This is a genomic window from Fulvimonas sp. R45, from assembly GCF_030504985.1.
GTDB lineage: Bacteria > Pseudomonadota > Gammaproteobacteria > Xanthomonadales > Rhodanobacteraceae > Rhodanobacter_A.
The window spans coordinates 19259-35751 of sequence record NZ_JASERU010000013.1; the positions used below are offsets into that span (position 1 = coordinate 19259).

The 16493-nt window shown below is 72.6% G+C and carries 15 protein-coding genes; 8 read left to right on the forward strand and 7 right to left on the reverse strand.

Going from position 1 to position 16493, the window contains the following annotated elements; genetic code table 11:
* Nucleotides 1-8: 8 nt before the first annotated feature.
* On the reverse strand, nucleotides 9-1895 hold the full coding sequence (gene speA, locus QMK61_RS12245) for a biosynthetic arginine decarboxylase (RefSeq protein WP_302072497.1): 1887 nt from the start codon (nucleotides 1893-1895) through the stop codon (nucleotides 9-11).
* A gap of 247 nt (nucleotides 1896-2142) precedes the next feature.
* On the opposite strand from speA, the gene speE reads away from it, so the two are divergent.
* The 6 genes from speE (at nucleotide 2143) to QMK61_RS12275 (ending at nucleotide 7888) form a co-directional block, all read left to right on the forward strand.
* Nucleotides 2143-2994, forward strand: a complete 852-nt coding sequence (gene speE, locus QMK61_RS12250) for a polyamine aminopropyltransferase (RefSeq protein WP_302072498.1) — start codon at nucleotides 2143-2145, stop codon at nucleotides 2992-2994.
* 66 nt (nucleotides 2995-3060) lie between these two features.
* Entirely contained in the window at nucleotides 3061-4092 is a 1032-nt protein-coding gene (locus tag QMK61_RS12255) for a hypothetical protein (protein ID WP_302072499.1), read from the forward strand.
* Nucleotides 4093-4170: 78 nt separating this feature from the next.
* Complete coding sequence (locus QMK61_RS12260; protein WP_302072500.1) at nucleotides 4171-4803, forward strand: ParA family protein; 633 nt, start codon at nucleotides 4171-4173, stop codon at nucleotides 4801-4803.
* 22 nt (nucleotides 4804-4825) lie between these two features.
* Entirely contained in the window at nucleotides 4826-5299 is a 474-nt protein-coding gene (locus QMK61_RS12265) for a histidine phosphatase family protein (protein ID WP_302072501.1), read from the forward strand.
* 19 nt (nucleotides 5300-5318) lie between these two features.
* The gene (locus QMK61_RS12270; protein WP_302072502.1) at nucleotides 5319-5918 is read left to right on the forward strand and encodes a YceI family protein; all 600 of its coding nucleotides are present in this window, start codon (nucleotides 5319-5321) and stop codon (nucleotides 5916-5918) included.
* A 29-nt stretch (nucleotides 5919-5947) separates the two neighbouring features.
* Nucleotides 5948-7888, forward strand: a complete 1941-nt coding sequence (locus QMK61_RS12275) for a phospholipase D family protein (RefSeq protein ID WP_302072503.1) — start codon at nucleotides 5948-5950, stop codon at nucleotides 7886-7888.
* Nucleotides 7889-7946: 58 nt separating this feature from the next.
* Here QMK61_RS12275 and QMK61_RS12280 read toward each other — a convergent pair whose 3' ends face one another.
* Together QMK61_RS12280 and QMK61_RS12285 are read right to left on the reverse strand one after the other, a co-directional pair.
* Nucleotides 7947-8483 (reverse strand): energy transducer TonB, encoded by a 537-nt coding sequence (locus QMK61_RS12280; protein ID WP_302072504.1) that lies wholly within the window; start codon nucleotides 8481-8483, stop codon nucleotides 7947-7949.
* Between the two features lie 95 nt (nucleotides 8484-8578).
* On the reverse strand, nucleotides 8579-9868 hold the full coding sequence (locus tag QMK61_RS12285; protein ID WP_302072505.1) for an acetyl-CoA C-acetyltransferase: 1290 nt from the start codon (nucleotides 9866-9868) through the stop codon (nucleotides 8579-8581).
* Nucleotides 9869-9986: 118 nt separating this feature from the next.
* On the opposite strand from QMK61_RS12285, the gene QMK61_RS12290 reads away from it, so the two are divergent.
* The gene (locus QMK61_RS12290) at nucleotides 9987-11120 is read left to right on the forward strand and encodes a hypothetical protein (protein WP_302072506.1); all 1134 of its coding nucleotides are present in this window, start codon (nucleotides 9987-9989) and stop codon (nucleotides 11118-11120) included.
* Between the two features lie 67 nt (nucleotides 11121-11187).
* On the opposite strand, the gene QMK61_RS12295 is transcribed toward QMK61_RS12290, so the two are convergent.
* From QMK61_RS12295 to QMK61_RS12305, 3 genes are all read right to left on the reverse strand, one after another.
* Complete coding sequence (locus QMK61_RS12295) at nucleotides 11188-11643, reverse strand: GNAT family N-acetyltransferase (protein WP_302072507.1); 456 nt, start codon at nucleotides 11641-11643, stop codon at nucleotides 11188-11190.
* Nucleotides 11644-11707: 64 nt separating this feature from the next.
* Entirely contained in the window at nucleotides 11708-13087 is a 1380-nt protein-coding gene (ntrC, locus tag QMK61_RS12300; RefSeq protein ID WP_302072508.1) for a nitrogen regulation protein NR(I), read from the reverse strand.
* Nucleotides 13080-14069 carry an ATP-binding protein gene (locus QMK61_RS12305; protein WP_302072509.1) on the reverse strand — a complete coding sequence of 330 codons (990 nt, stop codon included), beginning with the start codon at nucleotides 14067-14069 and terminating at the stop codon, nucleotides 13080-13082. The genes ntrC and QMK61_RS12305 overlap by 8 nt, the downstream gene beginning before the upstream one ends.
* 189 nt (nucleotides 14070-14258) lie before the next feature.
* On the opposite strand from QMK61_RS12305, the gene QMK61_RS12310 reads away from it, so the two are divergent.
* The gene (locus tag QMK61_RS12310) at nucleotides 14259-14789 is read left to right on the forward strand and encodes an acyloxyacyl hydrolase (protein WP_345783630.1); all 531 of its coding nucleotides are present in this window, start codon (nucleotides 14259-14261) and stop codon (nucleotides 14787-14789) included.
* A 24-nt stretch (nucleotides 14790-14813) separates the two neighbouring features.
* Here QMK61_RS12310 and QMK61_RS12315 read toward each other — a convergent pair whose 3' ends face one another.
* On the reverse strand, nucleotides 14814-16412 hold the full coding sequence (locus QMK61_RS12315; RefSeq protein WP_302072510.1) for an FUSC family protein: 1599 nt from the start codon (nucleotides 16410-16412) through the stop codon (nucleotides 14814-14816).
* Nucleotides 16413-16493: the final 81 nt, after the last annotated feature.

Below are 16493 nucleotides of genomic sequence, written 5' to 3' on the forward strand. Positions count from 1 at the left end.
CAGCTTCATCAGCCATCCTCGGCGAGGTAGGTGTAGGCGGTCAGGCCGCCGTCCAGCGCCCGGTACAGGGACTCCGCCGCCTCGCCCGCGAGGCCCGCGGCGGCGATGCGCTCGCGGTAGCGGGCACGCAGGGCATCGAGGTCGTAGCCCACGTAGTCCAGCATCAGGTCGGTGGTGTCGCCGCGGCGCCTGTGCGCGAACACGTAGCCGTCGCCGTCCACGCGCACGTTCACCGCGTCGGTGTCGCCGAACAGGTTGTGGATGTCGCCCAGGGTTTCCTGGTAGGCGCCGACCATGAAGATGCCGAGGCGATAGCTCTCGCCTTCGCGCAACGCGTGCAGCGGCAGGCTGACATCCACGCCCTCGGCGTCGACGTAGTGGTCGATGCGGCCGTCGGAATCGCAGGTGAGGTCGACGATCACGCCGCGCCGGGTGGGTTCCTCGCCCAGCCGCGCGATCGGCGCGATCGGGAAGATCTGCTCGATCGCCCAGATGTCGGGCACCGACTCGAACACCGAGAAGTTGACGAAGTACTTGTCGACCAGCTTCTCGTCCAGCTCGTCCAGCGCGGCGCGGTGCGAGCGCTCGCCGGGCAGCAGGCGCGTGCGTACCGCGTTGGCGATGGCGTAGTACATCTCGTCCAGCCGCGCGCGGTCGGCCAGCGCCAGCTGGCCCAGCGCGTACAGCGCCTGGCCCTCGGCCAGGTGGTGCTGGGCCTCGTGGAACAGCTCCAGCGCCGGGCGCCGGTCGAGCTCTTCCCAGGTCTCGCGCAGGCGGCGCAGCACCGCGGGCTCGTCCTCCGCGGCCGGCGGGATGGCGCCGGCCGGCACCGGCTCCACCTCGCTCACGTTGACCACCAGCACGGCATGGTGCGCGGTCATCGCGCGGCCGGCCTCGGTGAGGATGTGCGGCGCGGGCAGCCCTTCCGCCTCCACCGCCTCGGCCAGCGACTGCACGATGGTGGCCGCGTACTGCTCCATCGAGTAGTTGATCGAGTTGTGGCTGCGCGAGCGCGAGCCCTCGTAGTCCACGCCCAGGCCACCGCCCACGTCGACGATCTCCAGCGGCACGCCGAGCCGGGTCAGCTCGACGAAGTAGCGGGTGGCCTCGCGCATGCCGTTGGCGATGTCGCGCACGTTGGAGATCTGCGAGCCCATGTGGAAGTGCTGCAGCTTCAGCGTGTGCTTGAGCCCGGCCTGCTCCAGCCGCCCGACCAGGGTGAGCACCTGCGCCGGCGACAAGCCGAACTTGCCCTTGTCGCCGCCGGTGTTCTGCCACTTGCCAGCGCCGATCGAGGCGAGGCGCACGCGCACGCCGAGCAGCGGCTCCACGCCCAGCGCCTTCGCCTCGGCGAACACGTGGTCCAGCTCGGACAGCTTCTCGATCACGATGTGCACGCGCAGGCCGAGCTTGCGGCCGATCAGGGCCAGGCGGACGTACTCGCGGTCCTTGTAGCCGTTGCAGATCACGATGGACCCGGGCCGCGCCATGGCCAGCACGGCCATCAGCTCGGGCTTGGAGCCGGCCTCCAGGCCGAAGCCCTCGCTGCCGGCGGCGGCCAGCTCGGCCACCACGCCGCGCTGCTGGTTCACCTTGATCGGGTAGATGGCGGTATAGCCGCCCGCGTAGCGCCACTCGCCGATGGCCCGGGCGAACGCGGCCTGCAGCCGCGCGAGGCGGTCGGCGAGGATGTCCGGGAAGCGCACCAGCAGCGGCAGGCGCAGGCCTTCGCCGCGGGCGCGCTCGACGATGGCCGGCAGCGGCAGCGCCGGCCCCTTCGCGCCGCGCGGGCGCATCACGATGTCGCCGGCGGCGCCGACGTCGACGTAACCGTCGCTCCAGTGGCTCACGGCGTAGGTGTGGCGGGCGCTATCGACGGTCCAGGGCTTCGACATGGGGCGATCTCCTCGTACAGGCGGATGCATGTCGTCGCAGCGGCGAGCCTTGACGGTGGAACGGTCCGCCGGCCGGAAGCCTCACACGCCGCGGGGCCGGACGGACAGGCCATGCGCGCTTGCGCCGGGGCCGGGTCGCCGATTGTAGCGGCCCGCACCCGTCCGCGGCCGAACGGGCGCTATATGCGCCGCCGACCGGCTACAATTGGCTCCCTTTTGTCCCCCGTTTCATCCAGGAATGTCCGCCATGTCGCAGCCCAGCTGGTTCACCGAGGCCCACCAGGCTTCCGGCTCCTCCATCGGATACCGCGTGGAGAAGCTGCTGCACGCGGAGAAGACCCCGTTCCAGACCATCGAGATCCACCAGACCACCGACTGGGGCAACCTGATGGTGATCGACGGCTGCGTGATGCTGACCAGCCGCGACAACTTCCTCTACCACGAGATGATGACCCACCCGGCGCTGTTCACCCATGCGCGCGCCAAGCGCGTGGTGATCATCGGCGGCGGCGACTGCGGCACCCTGCGCGAGGTGCTCAAGCACGAGGAAGTGGAGAAGGCCACCCAGGTGGAGATCGACGAGCGCGTCACCCGCCTCGCCGAGCAGTATTTTCCCGAGCTGTGCGAGTCGAACCACGACCCGCGCGCCGAGCTGCTGTTCATCGACGGCATCAAGTACATGGCCGAGGCGGAACCGGAGTCGCTGGATCTGGTGATCGTGGATTCGACCGACCCGGTCGGCCCCGCCGAGGGCCTCTTCAACGCCGCGTTCTATGCCAGCTGCTACAAGGCGCTGCGCCATGGCGGCATCCTGGTGCAGCAGTCGGAATCGCCGATCGCGCACCTGGAACTGATCAAGTCGATGCGCTCGGCCATGCGCACCGCCGGCTTCAGCGCGGTGAAGACGCTGCCGTTCCCGCAGCCGTGCTATCCCACCGGCTGGTGGAGCTGCACCATGGCGCGCAAGGGCGGCGACCTGTCCGGCTTCCGCGAGCGCGGCGCGCTGAGCAAGAACTTCGCCACCCGCTACTACAACGCCGAGATCCACAAGGGCGCGCTGGCCCAGCCGGAGTTCATGCGCGAGGCGCTGGGCGAATAGGCGCCCGCTTCAACCCCGCTTAAGCCAGGCCCGCTAAGCTGCGGGCTTTGAGCGATGGAGACCGCCATGCGTGGATCGCGCATTCCCGCCCTCGGCCTGGCCTGCGCCCTGCTCGCCGTGGCGCTGCCCGCCGCCGGCGCGCCGAAGCGGCACGCCGCCGCGAAGAAGCAGGCCGCCGCTGCGGAAGCACGCACCAAGGCGCTGCTCGGCTTCCAGCGCGACCTGGTCAGCGTGCTGGCGCCGCGGGCGGACGCGCTGCCGCTGCTGGGCGCCGCGCTGCTGGCGCGGCCGCTGCCCGACCAGCCCAAGGTCAACAGCTATCCCACCCTGATCGCGCGCGCCGCGCAGGCCGCCGATGCCGGTCCCGCGGTGAGCTGGGCCCAGCTGCCCGACTGCGACGACAAGGCCGATGCCTGTCCCAACGCGCATGCGCTGGAGCGCCTGCTGCAGCAGGCGCCGGACAACGCCGCGGCGTGGATGCTGAAGCTGGGCCAGGACCTGCACGACATGCACAAGCAGGACGCCCGCGAGGACCTGTCCCGCGCCGCCGCCGCCCGCCTGTACGACGACTACGGCGGCACCAGCCTGAAGGCGCTGGCCTACGCGGTGGCCGCCCTGCCGCCGCCGCCCGCCACGCTGGACCCCGCGGCCCCGGCCGGCGCCGCCGGCGTGCAGGTGGCGATCGCCTTCGGCCTGGCCGCCGCGCAGCCGCAGCCGGGCCTGCGCGCGGTGGCCGGGCTGTGCAAGGACAACGCCGACGACGCCGGCTTCAAGGCCGACTGCCTGAAGCTGGGCAAGGTGCTGGAATGGGGCTCCAGCCCGCTGGCCCGCTCGCTGGGCCTGCACCTGCGTGAGACCCTCGACCCCGATCCCGCGCGCCAGCAGGACGCCCGCGAGGCGAGGCGCGTGCTGGTCTGGCAGGTGCAGAACTTCGCCCAGCTGGCCGCGCGCGCCCAGGGCGACAAGGCGCTGGCCCAGCACCTGCTGGCGCTGGCGCGCAACGGCGGCACCCAGATGAGCCTGGTGCTGGCCGCGCTGCGCGGCGCCGGCATCCCCACCGACCCGCCGGCGGACTGGCAGCCGCCCGCGCCCGAGTGACCCGGTCGCGACCGCCGGTTTCCAGCGCGCCCGCGCCCGGGTAGGCTTGGCCCCGACCTTTCGCGATGGAGGTGGCCGATGCTGACGGTGCTCGTGGCAAGCAGCAAGGGCGGTTGCGGCAAGAGTACGCTGGTCACCCAGCTCGCCTCGTACGGCGCGCAGAAGGGCTGGCGCACCGCCATCGTCGACGGCGACCGGCAGGGCTCCAGCTACCGCTGGGCCATGCGGCGGCCGGAACAGGTACCCGGCGTGCTGGGCCTGGAAGGCGGGCGCCGCGGCCTGCAGAAACTGCCGCCGGACACCGAGCTGGCGCTGATCGACACCCCCGCCGGCGCGCACGAGCGCGAGCTCGAACCCTACCTGGACGCCGCCGACGCGCTGCTGGTGCCGGTGCTGCCCTCCATGTTCGACCTCGACGCCACGCTGGACTTCCTGCAGCACCTGGGCGGCATCGAGCGGATCCGCCGCGGCAAGCTGCCGGTGGCGCTGGTCGCCAACCGGCTCAAGCCGTGGACCCACGCCAGCCAGGACGCCGTGGCGCAGCTGGCCGAAAGCGCGCCGTTCCCGGTGGTGGCGCAGTTGCGCGACAGCCAGGCCTATGTGCTGCTGGGCGCGCTGGGCAAGGGCATTTTCGACTACGCTTCGGAACAGGTGCGCAGCCACCAGCAGGACTGGACGCCCCTGCTGCGCTGGATCCGGCGCCAGCGCTGAAGCCTTTCCACGGAGCCGTTCCATGCACGAACTGATCCTGCTGCGCCACGCCGAGGCCCTGCCCGCCACGCCCGGCGACGGCGACCCGCAGCGCCGCCTCAGCGAACGCGGCGAGCGCGAGGCGCGCGCCGCCGGCGCCTGGCTGGCCCAGCATGGCGCCCGCCCGGACCGTGTGCTGTGCTCGCCCGCCGAGCGCGCCCGCGCCACCTGCGCGCTGGCGCTGGCCGAGCTGGCGCGCGCGCCGTCCGCGCAGGCCGCGACGGAGATCTACGACGCCACCCCGGGCGAGCTGCTGGCCCTGCTCGACCAGCACGAGGACGCCGGCACCGTGCTGCTGGTCGGCCACAACCCCGGCATCGAACGGCTGGTGGCCCTGCTGGTGGAAGGCCGCTCGGACGAATTCCGCGGCATGCCGCCGGCCGGCCTCGCGGTGCTGCACCTGGACGGCGCGCTGGAGCCGGGCAGCGCCCGCCTCGGCGCCTTCTGGTCGCCATAAGCGCCGGGGTCGCCTGCCGGTGTCGCCGCGCCCGCATCCGGCCTCGCGGCGGGCGCTGGTCCGCGCCGCGGCCTGGCTGGCGCTGCTGCTGCCGGCACTGCCCGTCCACGCCGCCTTCCCCGGCTACCGCATCGACAGCACCCGCTCGCAGGCCGTGTTCACGGTGCGCCTGCTGTGGCTGCACGAGATCGACGGGCGCTTCGGGCACATCGACGGCGCGGTGCTGGCCGGGCCGCGGGAAGGCACGGTGGTGGTGAGCGCCGCCATCGCGGTGGACAGCGTGGCGATGTCCTCGCCGCGCATGCGCCGCTGGGTGCTGTCGCGCGAATTCTTCGACGGCGCCGACTACCCGTTCATCCGCTTCGTCTCCGACCCGCTGCCGCAGGACGTGCTGGAACGCGGCGGCACGATGCCCGGCCGGCTCAGCCTGCGCGGCGTCACCGCGCCGGCCCGTTTCCAGCTGCACCCGCTGCGCTGCGACGGCGCGCCACCCGCGCCGTGCCGGATCGCGCTGGACGGCAGCCTGCAGCGCAGCGATTTCGGCATGGACGCGCACCGCACCGCGCTGTCGGACCAGGTACGCCTGAACCTGGCCATCGCGTTGACGCCGGATACGTGAAACCGGCGCAAACCCGTATCATGGGCCGGATGCGTCTTCGCTGGTGCGCCCTCCTCGTCTTCGCCTGCGCGGCCCTGTTGCAGGGCTGCACGCTCACGCGCGCGCAGATCCGCCGCGCCGACGCCCTGGTGGCGGCCAGCCCCGGCCGCGCCACGCTGTGCCAGCGCGCCGACCATTGCGCGCTGCCCTCGCCGTTGCTGCGCGCCGCCGACCAGGCGCTGGCCGAATCCACCGCGCAGCACCCGGTGAACATCGTCACCCTGCTGGACGACAGCGAAGCCGCGCTGGTGGCGCGGCTGAACCTGATCCGCGCCGCGCGGCGCTCGATCGACGTGCAGACCTACATCTGGGACCAGGACGACATCGGCCAGCTGGTGCTGGACGAGCTGGTGCAGGCGGCGCGGCGCGGCGTGCAGGTGCGCATCCTCGCCGACCAGCTGTTCTCGTTCGAGGACGTGGACCTGCTCGACCGCCTGGCGCGGGTCAGCCCCAACTTCCACGTGAAGCTGTACAACCCCACCTTCCACGCCGCGCACACGCCGCCGCTGGAATTCGCCGCCGGCGTGCTGTGCTGCTTCATGAAGTTCAACCAGCGCATGCACAACAAGCTGGTGCTGGTGGACGACAGCATCGGCATCACCGGCGGGCGCAACTACCAGAACCGCTATTTCAACTGGGACGACGGCTTCAACTACGTCGACCGCGACGTGATGGTGGGCGGCGCCGCCGCGAAGGAGATGGCCGCCAGCTTCGACCTGTTCTGGCACCACAAGCGCTCGGTGGCGCTGACCCACCTGCGCGACGTGAACCGGCGCATCCGCCACGACGCCTCGCCGCCGGCCTGGCCGACGCCGCACTACACCGACCCCGTGAGGGTGGCGCGGGCGCAGGAAGAGGCCGAGGACCAGGGCTGGTTGGCCCAGCACCTCACCGACCCCAGCCTGCGCACCGGCCGCGTGGACTACTTCAGCGACCTGCCGGCGAAGACCGACGAGCCGCACGAGCGCAGCGTGCGCGCGTTCACCTCGCACCTGATGCACCTGGTGGCGAACGCGAAGCGGGAGGTGGTGCTGCAGACGCCCTACCTGGTGATCAGCAAGCGCGCGCGACGCATCTTCGAGCGCCTGCACAAGGAAACGCCGCCGCCGCGCATCGTGATCTCCACCAACTCGCTCGCCTCCACCGACGCCTTCGCGGTGTATGCGATGTCGTACAAGCACCGCAAGCGCTACCTGACCAAGTTCGGCTTCGAGATCCACGAGTTGAAGCCGCATGCGGACAGCGCCGCCGAGGCCTACGAGCAGGCCAACGTCTGGGATCAGGACGGGACCATGCCAGACGACGACGGCAGCGGCGGAGAGGGCATCGCCGCGACCGGCGCGGCCGGCCGCGGCAAGGGCCGGCACGGCGGCGGGCGTCCGCGTTTCCCCGGCACCGTGCGCCGGCCCGGCCTGTTCGGCAGCAACGGCCGGCGCAACCGCCCGGCGCCGCTGCACAGCAGCGGCCGGCGCTTCGCGCTGCACGCCAAGTCGATGGTGGTGGACGACCGTTTCGCGATGGTCGGCTCGCACAACTTCGACCCGCGCTCGGACCACTACAACACCGAGGCCGGCGTGATCGTGTACGACCCGCGCTTCGCCGACGAGCTGCGCGATTCGATCCTGCGCGACACCGAACCGCAGAACGCCTGGGTGATCGCCGCGCGTCGCCCCACCGTGCCGGTGCTCGGCGGCATCAGCCAGGTGATCGGCGACGTCTCGGCCAAGCTGCCGCTGTTCGACCTGTGGCCGTTCCGCTACGCCACCAGCTACGACCTGAAACCCGGCTGCACGCCGCTGTCGCCGTTCGATCCGAAGTTCCACGACTGCTACACGCCGGTGGGCGACTTCCCCGACGTGGCGCTGTCGCCCAAGCTGATCGTCACGCGCCTGATCACCGCCTTCGGCGCCGGCGTGAAGGGCATCCTGTAGCGGCCGGAAGCCGGCTCAGAGCCTGTTCGCGGGCTACGCGGAGATCGTGAACAGGCTCTCAGGGCGCCTGCGCCACCTGCTCGCCGTCGCCCGCGGTGAAGCGCATCGGCAACTCGCCGCTGGCGCCGTCGGGATGGCCGACGGGCACCGCGAAGCGCCAGTCGCGCACGGTGGCGAGGGCATGCGCATCGAGCACGGCATCGCCACTGGAGGAAGCCACCGCGGCTTCGACCACGCGCCCCTGCCCGTCCACGCGCAACTGCAGCAGCACGCGGCCACGCAGGTGGTGGCGCATCGCCTCGTAGGGCACCGGGCGCGAGGGCATCGCCACCGGCACCAGCGCCACCGGCGCGGGCGTGCTCGCCTGCGCCTCGCCGGGATCGGCCTCGGCCCGGCGCCGGCTCGCCTGCACCACGTGCCAGGGCGCATAGGAGCGCACATGGCGATGCGGTGCGTGGTAGACCGGCCAGGCCCGCGCATGCGTCACCGCCGGTCCCGCCCAGCCGGCGGTCTGGCCGCTGAGCCACGCGGTACCGCCGATGCCGACGGCCAGCGCCAGCAGGCTCAGGGTGGTGGTGGTGCGCAGGCGGAACATGCAGGTGGGGATCCGGGCGCCCCGCGGGCGGCGGGGCCTCGACCAGCGATGATTCCCGTGGCGGGGTGTATCGTCGCTGAAGCCGCCCGCGCGCGTCAGGCCGGGCGTTCGAGGATCGCGGTGACGCCCATGCCGCCGGCGGTGCAGATCGAGATCAGCCCGCGGCCGGAGCCCTTCTGCTCCAGCAGCTTCGCCAGCGTGGCCACGAGGCGCGCGCCGGTGGCGGCGAACGGGTGGCCCACCGCCAGCGAGGAGCCGTGCACGTTGAGCCTGGCCGGGTCGATCGAGCCCAGCGGCGCGTCGAGCCCCAGCCGGTCGCGGCAGTAGTCGGCGCTTTCCCAGGCGCGCAGCGTGCACAGCACCTGCGCCGCGAAGGCCTCGTGGATCTCGTAGAAATCGAAGTCCTGCAGGCTGAGGCCGTTGCGCTTGAGCAAGCGCGGCACCGCGATGGTCGGCGCCATCAGCAGGCCTTCGCCGTGCACGAAGTCCACCGCGGCCACCTCGGCGTCGCGGAAGTAGGCCTGGATCGTCAGGCCGTGCTTCGCGGCCCAGCCCTCGCTGGCCAGCAGCACCGCGGCGGCGCCGTCGGACAGGCCGGTGGAGTTGCCCGCGGTCAGCGTGCCCTGGCCGGAGCGCTTGTCGAACGCCGGCTTCAGCGTGGCCAGCTTCTCCATGCTGGTGTCCGGGCGCAGGAAGCCGTCGCGCTTCAGGCCGCGGAACGGCACGATCAGGTCCTCGAAGAAGCCGGCCTCGTAGGCGGCGGCCAGCTTGCGGTGGCTGTCCAGCGCCAGCGCGTCCTGCGCCTCGCGGCCGACGTGCCACTCCTTCGCCATCTTCTCGCAGTGGTCGCCCATCGACATGCCGGTGCGCGGCTCGGCCACGCCGGGGAACGAGGGCTTCAGCTCGCCGAACGAGAAGCCGCGCGTGGCGGCGGCCAGCTTGTCCTGCCAGCCCCTGGCCCGGTTGATCGCCAGGATGCGCTTGCGCAGGCGCGTGCCGTAGACGATCGGCACGTCGCTGGTAGTGTCGGAACCCGCGGCGATGCCGGCCTCGATCTGCCCGGTGGCGATCTTGTTCGCCACGATGATCGCGTTGTCCAGCGAGGTGCCGCACGCACGCGCGGTGGTGATGCCCGGGGTGGTCGGCGCCAGGCCGGAGGAAAGCACCGCCTCGCGCGCCAGGTTCCAGTCCGAGGCGTGCTTGATCACCGCGCCCAGCGCCACTTCGCCCAGCTCCTGGCCATGCAGCGCGAAACGCTCCACCAGCGAGCCCAGCACCTTCACCGACATGCCGAAGTTGCCCACGTCCGCGTAGGCGGTGTTGTTGCGGCAGAACGGGATGCGGATGCCGCCGATCACGCCGACGCGCTGCAAGCTCTTGTCCATGATGTCCGGGTTGGGTCTGGGCGTCTGTCCGGCAAGGCTAACCCGCGCAGCCGCACGGCGAAAGCCCGGAACCGTGAATGCTAGAATCGGCGGTCTTTCGCCGTAGGGAACGATTCACGTGGAAACCCCGCAGCCGCACGCCCTGCCCGCCGTGCTGGCGCTGGAACTGCCGCCCGGCGCCACGCCCGCCCGGCTGACGCTGGACCGCGACGAGGCCGCCGAGCTGGCCGCGCTGGTCGCCGCCGACCTGCACGCGCTGATCCCGCGGGTGGACGCGGCCCGCCTTGCCGTGGCCGGCGCCCTGTTCGACGCGGTGGAACTGCTGCGCCCCGGCTTCCCGGTGTGGGCCACGCTGGACGAGCTGGCACGCCGCGTGCCGCGCGGCCACCTGGAAAACGTGGTCGCCTTCGGCAGCCACGACGGCCGCATGCCGGCGCAGCCGCTGGAACCGGACGCGGCCTACGCCGACGGCCCGATGCGCCTCGCGCCGCTGTCGCTGCTGGCGCCACCCGAACTGGCCGACACGTTGTCCGAACAGCTGGAAGTGCAGCTGGTCGGCCGCGGCGAGGCCGGCCCGCGCACCGCCGACTGGCTGATGCGCACGCTGGGCGTGCGGCTGGAGCACGCGCGCTACCTCAGCCGCAACGATCTGGTGGCGCTGACCTGCGTGCAGTACGAGCACGTGAACCTGGCGCCGCTGTGGACGCTGCTGGAAGCGGCCCTGCTCACCCCGTACCGCGAGGAAGCCACGCTCAGTGCGCGCGGCCTGGCGCTGCGCTACGCCAACGGCGAAGTGCGCGCGCAGTCGCCCGCCGCGTGGCTGGCCGCGCAGGGTGGCGAGCCCGCGCGGCGCGCGCACGATTTCGCCGGCGTGGTGTTCGAGCTGCGCCAGTACGCCGCCCTGCTCGACGCCCACCGCGTGCCGCTGGTCCTGCAGGACGACGCGGCCGTCGCCGGTCGCGGCTACCTGCTCGAAGCCCTGGCCGACGCCGATCCCGCCTATGACCCGCCCGCGCTGTACGCGCACGAAGCGCCCGGCCTCGGCGTGGTGGCGCTTACCGTGGCCCAGCGCGGCGACGGCGGCCACGCCCGCGCGCTGGCCCACGGTTACCCGCTGCACCCGGCCGCGCTCGGTCCGCTGGCCACCGCGCTGGCCGAGCGCCACGGCATGGCCGCGGACGTGCATGCGCTGGGCCGCGTGCTGCTGGACGACGAGGGTCGGCTCGGCGCGCCGGCCACGCCGCTGCACTGAGGGCCGCCGGAGCACGCACCGTGCGCGAATGCCGCGCCGGTGCCGTACCGACGGACGACCTGTGCGCTCAGCGCAACATCTGCTCGTACATGAAGTAATGGCAGCGGTCCATGCCCAGCCCTTCGTACGTGGCCTGGGCGCGCAGGTTCTCCGTTTCCACGTACAGCCGCACGCCGACCGCGCCGGCCTCGCGCGCACGGCGCGCCACCTCGGCATGCAGCAGGCGGAACACGCCGCCACGGCGCGCCCCGGGCGCCACGTACACGCTCTGGATCCACCAGAAGTCGCCGTCGCGCCAGTCGCTCCATTCGTAGGTGACCAGCAGGCCGCCGATGGCCGCACCGTCGCGCTCGGCGACCAGGTAGAAGCCGCGATGCGGCGCGTCGAACACGGCGCCGACGCCGCGCGCCAGCACGGCGGGATCGAGCCGCCTGGATTCGGTCTCCCATGCCATCGCGAGGTTCCATTCGACCAGGGTGGGAACGTCGGCGCGGGTGGCGGGGCGGATGATGGTGTCGGACATGGAGGTTTGCCGGTTGTCGGTTGGGGAATCGGGCGGGCCATCTTGCATGGAAGCCGGAGCGCCGTCACCGCTTGCGCGTGCGCGATGCGCCGAGCTTGCGGGTGAGCGTGTTGCGGCCCACGCCCAGCGCGGCGGCGGCATGCTGGCGGTGTCCCTGGTGCGCGGCCAGCGCGGCTTCCAGCAGCACGCGGTCGAGCGCTTCGCGGGCGCGGGCGTGGATGTCGGCCTCGCCATCGGCCAGCGCGCGCGCCGCCCAGTCGCGCAGCGCGTCGCTCCAGTCCTCGTGCGCGGCGGCAGGAGCCGCCCCCAGGTCCGCCGGCAGGATCTCTGCGCCGGGCGCGATCACCGCCAGCCGCCGGCACAGGTTTTCCAGCTCGCGCACGTTGCCGGGGAAATCGCGCTGCGCGATGGCTTTCAACGCCGCCTTCGCGAAGTGCTTGGGCGGCAGCTTCAGCTCGCGCGCGGCGGCGGCGAGGAAGTGCTGCGCCAGCCGCGGGATGTCCTCGCGCCGCGCGCGCAGCGGCGGCAGTTCGATGCGCACCACGTCCAGGCGGTGCTTGAGGTCGGCGCGGAAGCGGCCGGCGGCGGCCAGCGCGTCGAGGTCCTGGTGGGTGGCGGCGACGATGCGCACGTCGCAGCGGATCAGCTCGCGCCCGCCCACGCGATAGAACTCGCCGCCGGCCAGCACGCGCAGCAGGCGCGTCTGCAGGACCAGCGGCATGTCGCCGATCTCGTCGAGGAACAGCGTGCCGCCTTCGGCCTGCTCGAAGCGGCCGGCCACGCGCCGCTGCGCGCCGGTGAAGGCGCCGGCCTCGTGGCCGAACAGCTCGCTTTCCAGCAGCTCGGCCGGAATCGCCGCGGTGTTGAGCGCCACGAACGGCTTGCCGCGGCGCGCGCTTTCCTCGTGCAATGCGCGCGCCACCAGTTCCTTGCCGGTACCGGTCTCGCCGGTGACCAGCACGTTGAGGTCGCTGGCGGCGACGCGGCCGATCAGCCGGAACACCTCGCGCATCGGCGCGCTCTCGCCGAGCAGGGACGGGACCGGCGCCGGCGCGCTGGCGGGCAGCGGTGCGGCCGCGTGCGGCGCATCGGCCAGCGCGCGCCGCACCGCCGCCACCGCCTGGTCGAGGTCGAACGGCTTGGCCAGGTAGTCCGCCGCGCCGGCACGGTAGGCCGCGGCGGTGGTGGCCACGTCGGTGTAGGCGCTCATCACGACCACCGGGCCGATGCCGCGCGCCTGCAGTTCCGCCAGCAGGTCGAGGCCGCTTTCGCCCGGCATGCGCACGTCGGCGACCAGCAGGGCGGGCCGCGCGTCGCGCAGCGCGGCCCGCACCCCGGCGGCGTCGCCGAACTCGCGCACGGCCAGCCCGGCGTCGCGCAGCGCCTCGGCCAGCACGAAGCGCACGCTGCGGTCGTCGTCGATGATCCAGATGTCGTCAGCCATGCGTGCGCTCCAGGGGCAGGTACAGCGAGAACACGGTTTCGCCGGGACGGCCGGCGTAGCGCAGTTCACCGCCGTGTTCGCGCGCGATCTCGCGCGACAGCGCCAGCCCCAGGCCGCTGCCGTCGGCGCGGCCGGAGACCAGCGGCTCGAACAGGGTGTCGCGCAGCTCGGCCGGCACGCCGGGGCCGTCGTCGATCACGTCGATGCGCAATGCGCTGCGCAGCACGCGCTCGCCGATGCGCGCGCCGTGCTCGGCGCGGGTGCGCAGGACGAGCGTGCGCGCGCCGGCCTCGACCGCGTTGCGCGCCAGGTTGAGCAGCACCTGCTGCAGGCGGTCGGCGTCGCCGGTCAGGTCGGGCAGGCTGGGGTCGTAGTCGTGGCGCAGCGCCGGTGGCGCGGGTTCGGCCGCCAGCAGCTCGCACAGCCGGTCCAGCAGCCGGTGCGGATTGACCGGACCCAGCCGCGGCGCGCCGTCGTGATGCAGCAGACGGTTGGCCAGCGCGGTGAGGCGGTCGGTCTCGGCCAGCACCAGCGCGGCGAGCGCCTTGAGGTCGTCGTCGTGCAGGCGGCGTTCGAGCAGCTGCGCCGCGCCACGCAGGCCGGCCAGCGGGTTCTTCACCTCGTGGGCGAAGCCGCGCAGGGTGGCCGACAACGGCGAGACCGCGGGCGAGGATACGGCCAGCGCGTGCACTTCCAGCAACAGATTGCCGTCGCCCAACGGCTGCAGGCCCAGGTCGAGCCGTGCGTCGCCATGCGCCATGCCCCGCAGTTGCAGCGGCTGTTGCTCGGCCAGCGCGCGCGTCGCCAGTTGCTCCACGTCCGGTGCGGTCAGCAGCGCCGCCAGCGGCACGCCGACGGCGCTGCGCGGCCCCAGCTCGAGCAACTCGGCCAGCGCGGGGTTGCACCAGCGCACGCGCAGGCCGGCGTCGACCAGGGCCAACCCGGTCGCCATCTGCTGGGCCAGTGCGGGCATCGTTTCCATTGCACCATCATGGGCAATGAATCGCTTTGGTGCAAATGTCGCCGATGGAAACTTCACGGCGGCGTCGTGCAGCCGGCGCAACAGTGTGTTGCCCGAATGCGACTTTCGTAAGGCGTGCCAAGGCTTCACCGAATTAGTAAACTAACAAGTGCATAAAGCCTTTCCCCCACTTCCCCCAAGGCGTTCCCCATGCAACTTCCCTCCCTCCGCCGTCTCGCAGCGCTGGCCATGCTGGCGCTGCCGGCCGTACCGGCCATCGCCGGCACCACGCATCTCGAGCTGCAGGCCGGCCGCAGCTACATGGACAGCCACGGCGCGAACACCGCCTTCGTCGAGGCCGTGTTCGGCGAGCATCGCCTCGGCGACACCGGACTCACCTGGGCACCGGACGTCTCCGGCGGCTGGATCGACGGCCGCGACGTGTCGCGCTACCGCGCCGCGCGCTACACCACCCGCAACGAGGTCTGGCTGGTGGCGGCCGGCGCGCGCTTCCGCTTCGGCGACGAGTCCGCCTGGTACCGCCCGCTGTTCTTCAGCTTCCAGCCCGCCTACCACAGCGGCCGCACCCAGGCGTTGAGCAGCGGCTACGAATTCGTCAGCACGCTGGGCTGGCAGATGAAGCATTGGAGCTTCCAGATCCGCCACGTCTCCAACGGCAGCCTGCACGAGCCGAACCGGGGCGAGACGATGGCGCTGGTCGGCATCGGCTTCGACCTCTGACCGGCCCCGGCGGGACGGCGTCCGCTACGGCGACACCGTCCCGCCGTCGCCCAGCGTGTGCGCGGCGTCGCGCAGCTGGGTGCGCAGCAGGTGCAGCTGCACCAGCAACGGACGACGGCCGGGCGGGGCGTCCAGCACCGCGATGCGCATGGCTTCGTCCAGTTCCGCCACTGCCCGCTCGTGCGCGGCGGCGCCCGGTCGCGCGAACAACCCGGCCAGGCACGGCAGCACGGAACCTTCCAGACGTTCCCGCAAACCCAGCGGCAATCCGGCGGATGCCAAGCCTTCGCGCAGGTCGAGCACGCCGCGCCCCACGTTCATCACCAGCTGCGCCCAGCGCAGGGTCTGCGCGGTGATCTCGGCGCTGGCGCCGGGCTGGGCCAGCAGTTTCTGCAGCAGGTCGCGCGGCGCGGCCTCGAAGCGCGCGCGCTGGCCGGCCAGCGGTGCGCGGCAGGCCGCCACCACATAGCCGCGCAGGCGATGCAGCAGGCGTTCGCGCATCCAGCGGCCGCCGGCCGGCATGAAGGCGGCCAGCAGCACCAGCGCCAGCAGCACGCAGGACAGGTCGGCCAGCACGTCGTTGAGGATGCCGGCCCAGTCGTACGCCTGGCTGGCGCGCACGCCCACCGCGTCGACGAAGACGATGTTGAAGCCGGACCCCACCGAGGCCAGCGCGGGTCGCGTCAGCATGTAGCTGCCCAGCATCAGGAACGGCGCCAGCGCGCAGCACAGCATCGCGAAGCCATCGGCCTGCGGCAGCAGCACGGTGTAGCAGAACAGCGCGCAGGCCGCGGCGAGCAGGAAGCCGGTGACCAGGGTGCGCAGCGAGGCGACTGGGTTGGGACTGGAGCCGTACAGCGCCACGAACACGGTGGCGAGGATCGCCATGCCCAGCCCGCTGGGCCAGGCGGTGAGGATCCAGATCGCGGCGCCGAGCAGCAGCGCCAGCGCGGCGCGCACGCCCACCAGCGCATCGACCAGGGTGTCAGTGTGCGGCACGAAGCGGTGCTGCCGCGGCGCCGGCGCGAGGGTATCGTCGTCCGGCACCGGCGCGCTGCGCAGCGCGGCATAGGTGGAGGCGTAGCGCCGCATCGCGCGGGCATAGTCGTCGAGCAGCGCCAGCGCTACGTCGAGGTCGGCGCGCGCCGGCGCATCCAGCGTCTCGCGCAACGCGGCGGCCCGGGCGGGCAGGGCGGCGCCGAAGCGCGCCAGGTCCTGCGCCATCGCGCGCGCATGTTCGCCGGTGTGCGCGGCGAGGTCCACGTCCAGCGCCGCGGCCAGCGGCACGTAGAGGGTCTCCACCGCGGCCACCACGGCGGCGGCCTCCGCGTCGCGGGGCGCCGTGCCGACGGGGCCGCGGCGCCCGCGCAGGCGGTGCATCCAGTGGTGCAGGCGCAGCAGGCGCGTGTTCGCGTCCATGAACTCCAGGTTCAACTGCTCCACCGCGGCGCTGCGCGCACGTGTCTGCGCGTTCTCGAAGATGGTGGAGCTGCGCTGCGCCTCGAGCCCGATCGCCTCCATCACGAAGTCGCGCCAGCGCGCCTCGATGCGCGCGTGGTCGTAGGCGCCGGTAAGCGCGGCATGGCTGTAGCGGGTGAACGCGACGAAGCGCGCGCACGCCACGTACCAGCGCGTCGCGCAGCCGTTGCGGGAAGATCACGTCGCTGGCCACGCCGGCGCAGAGGATGCCCAGCATCACCTCCG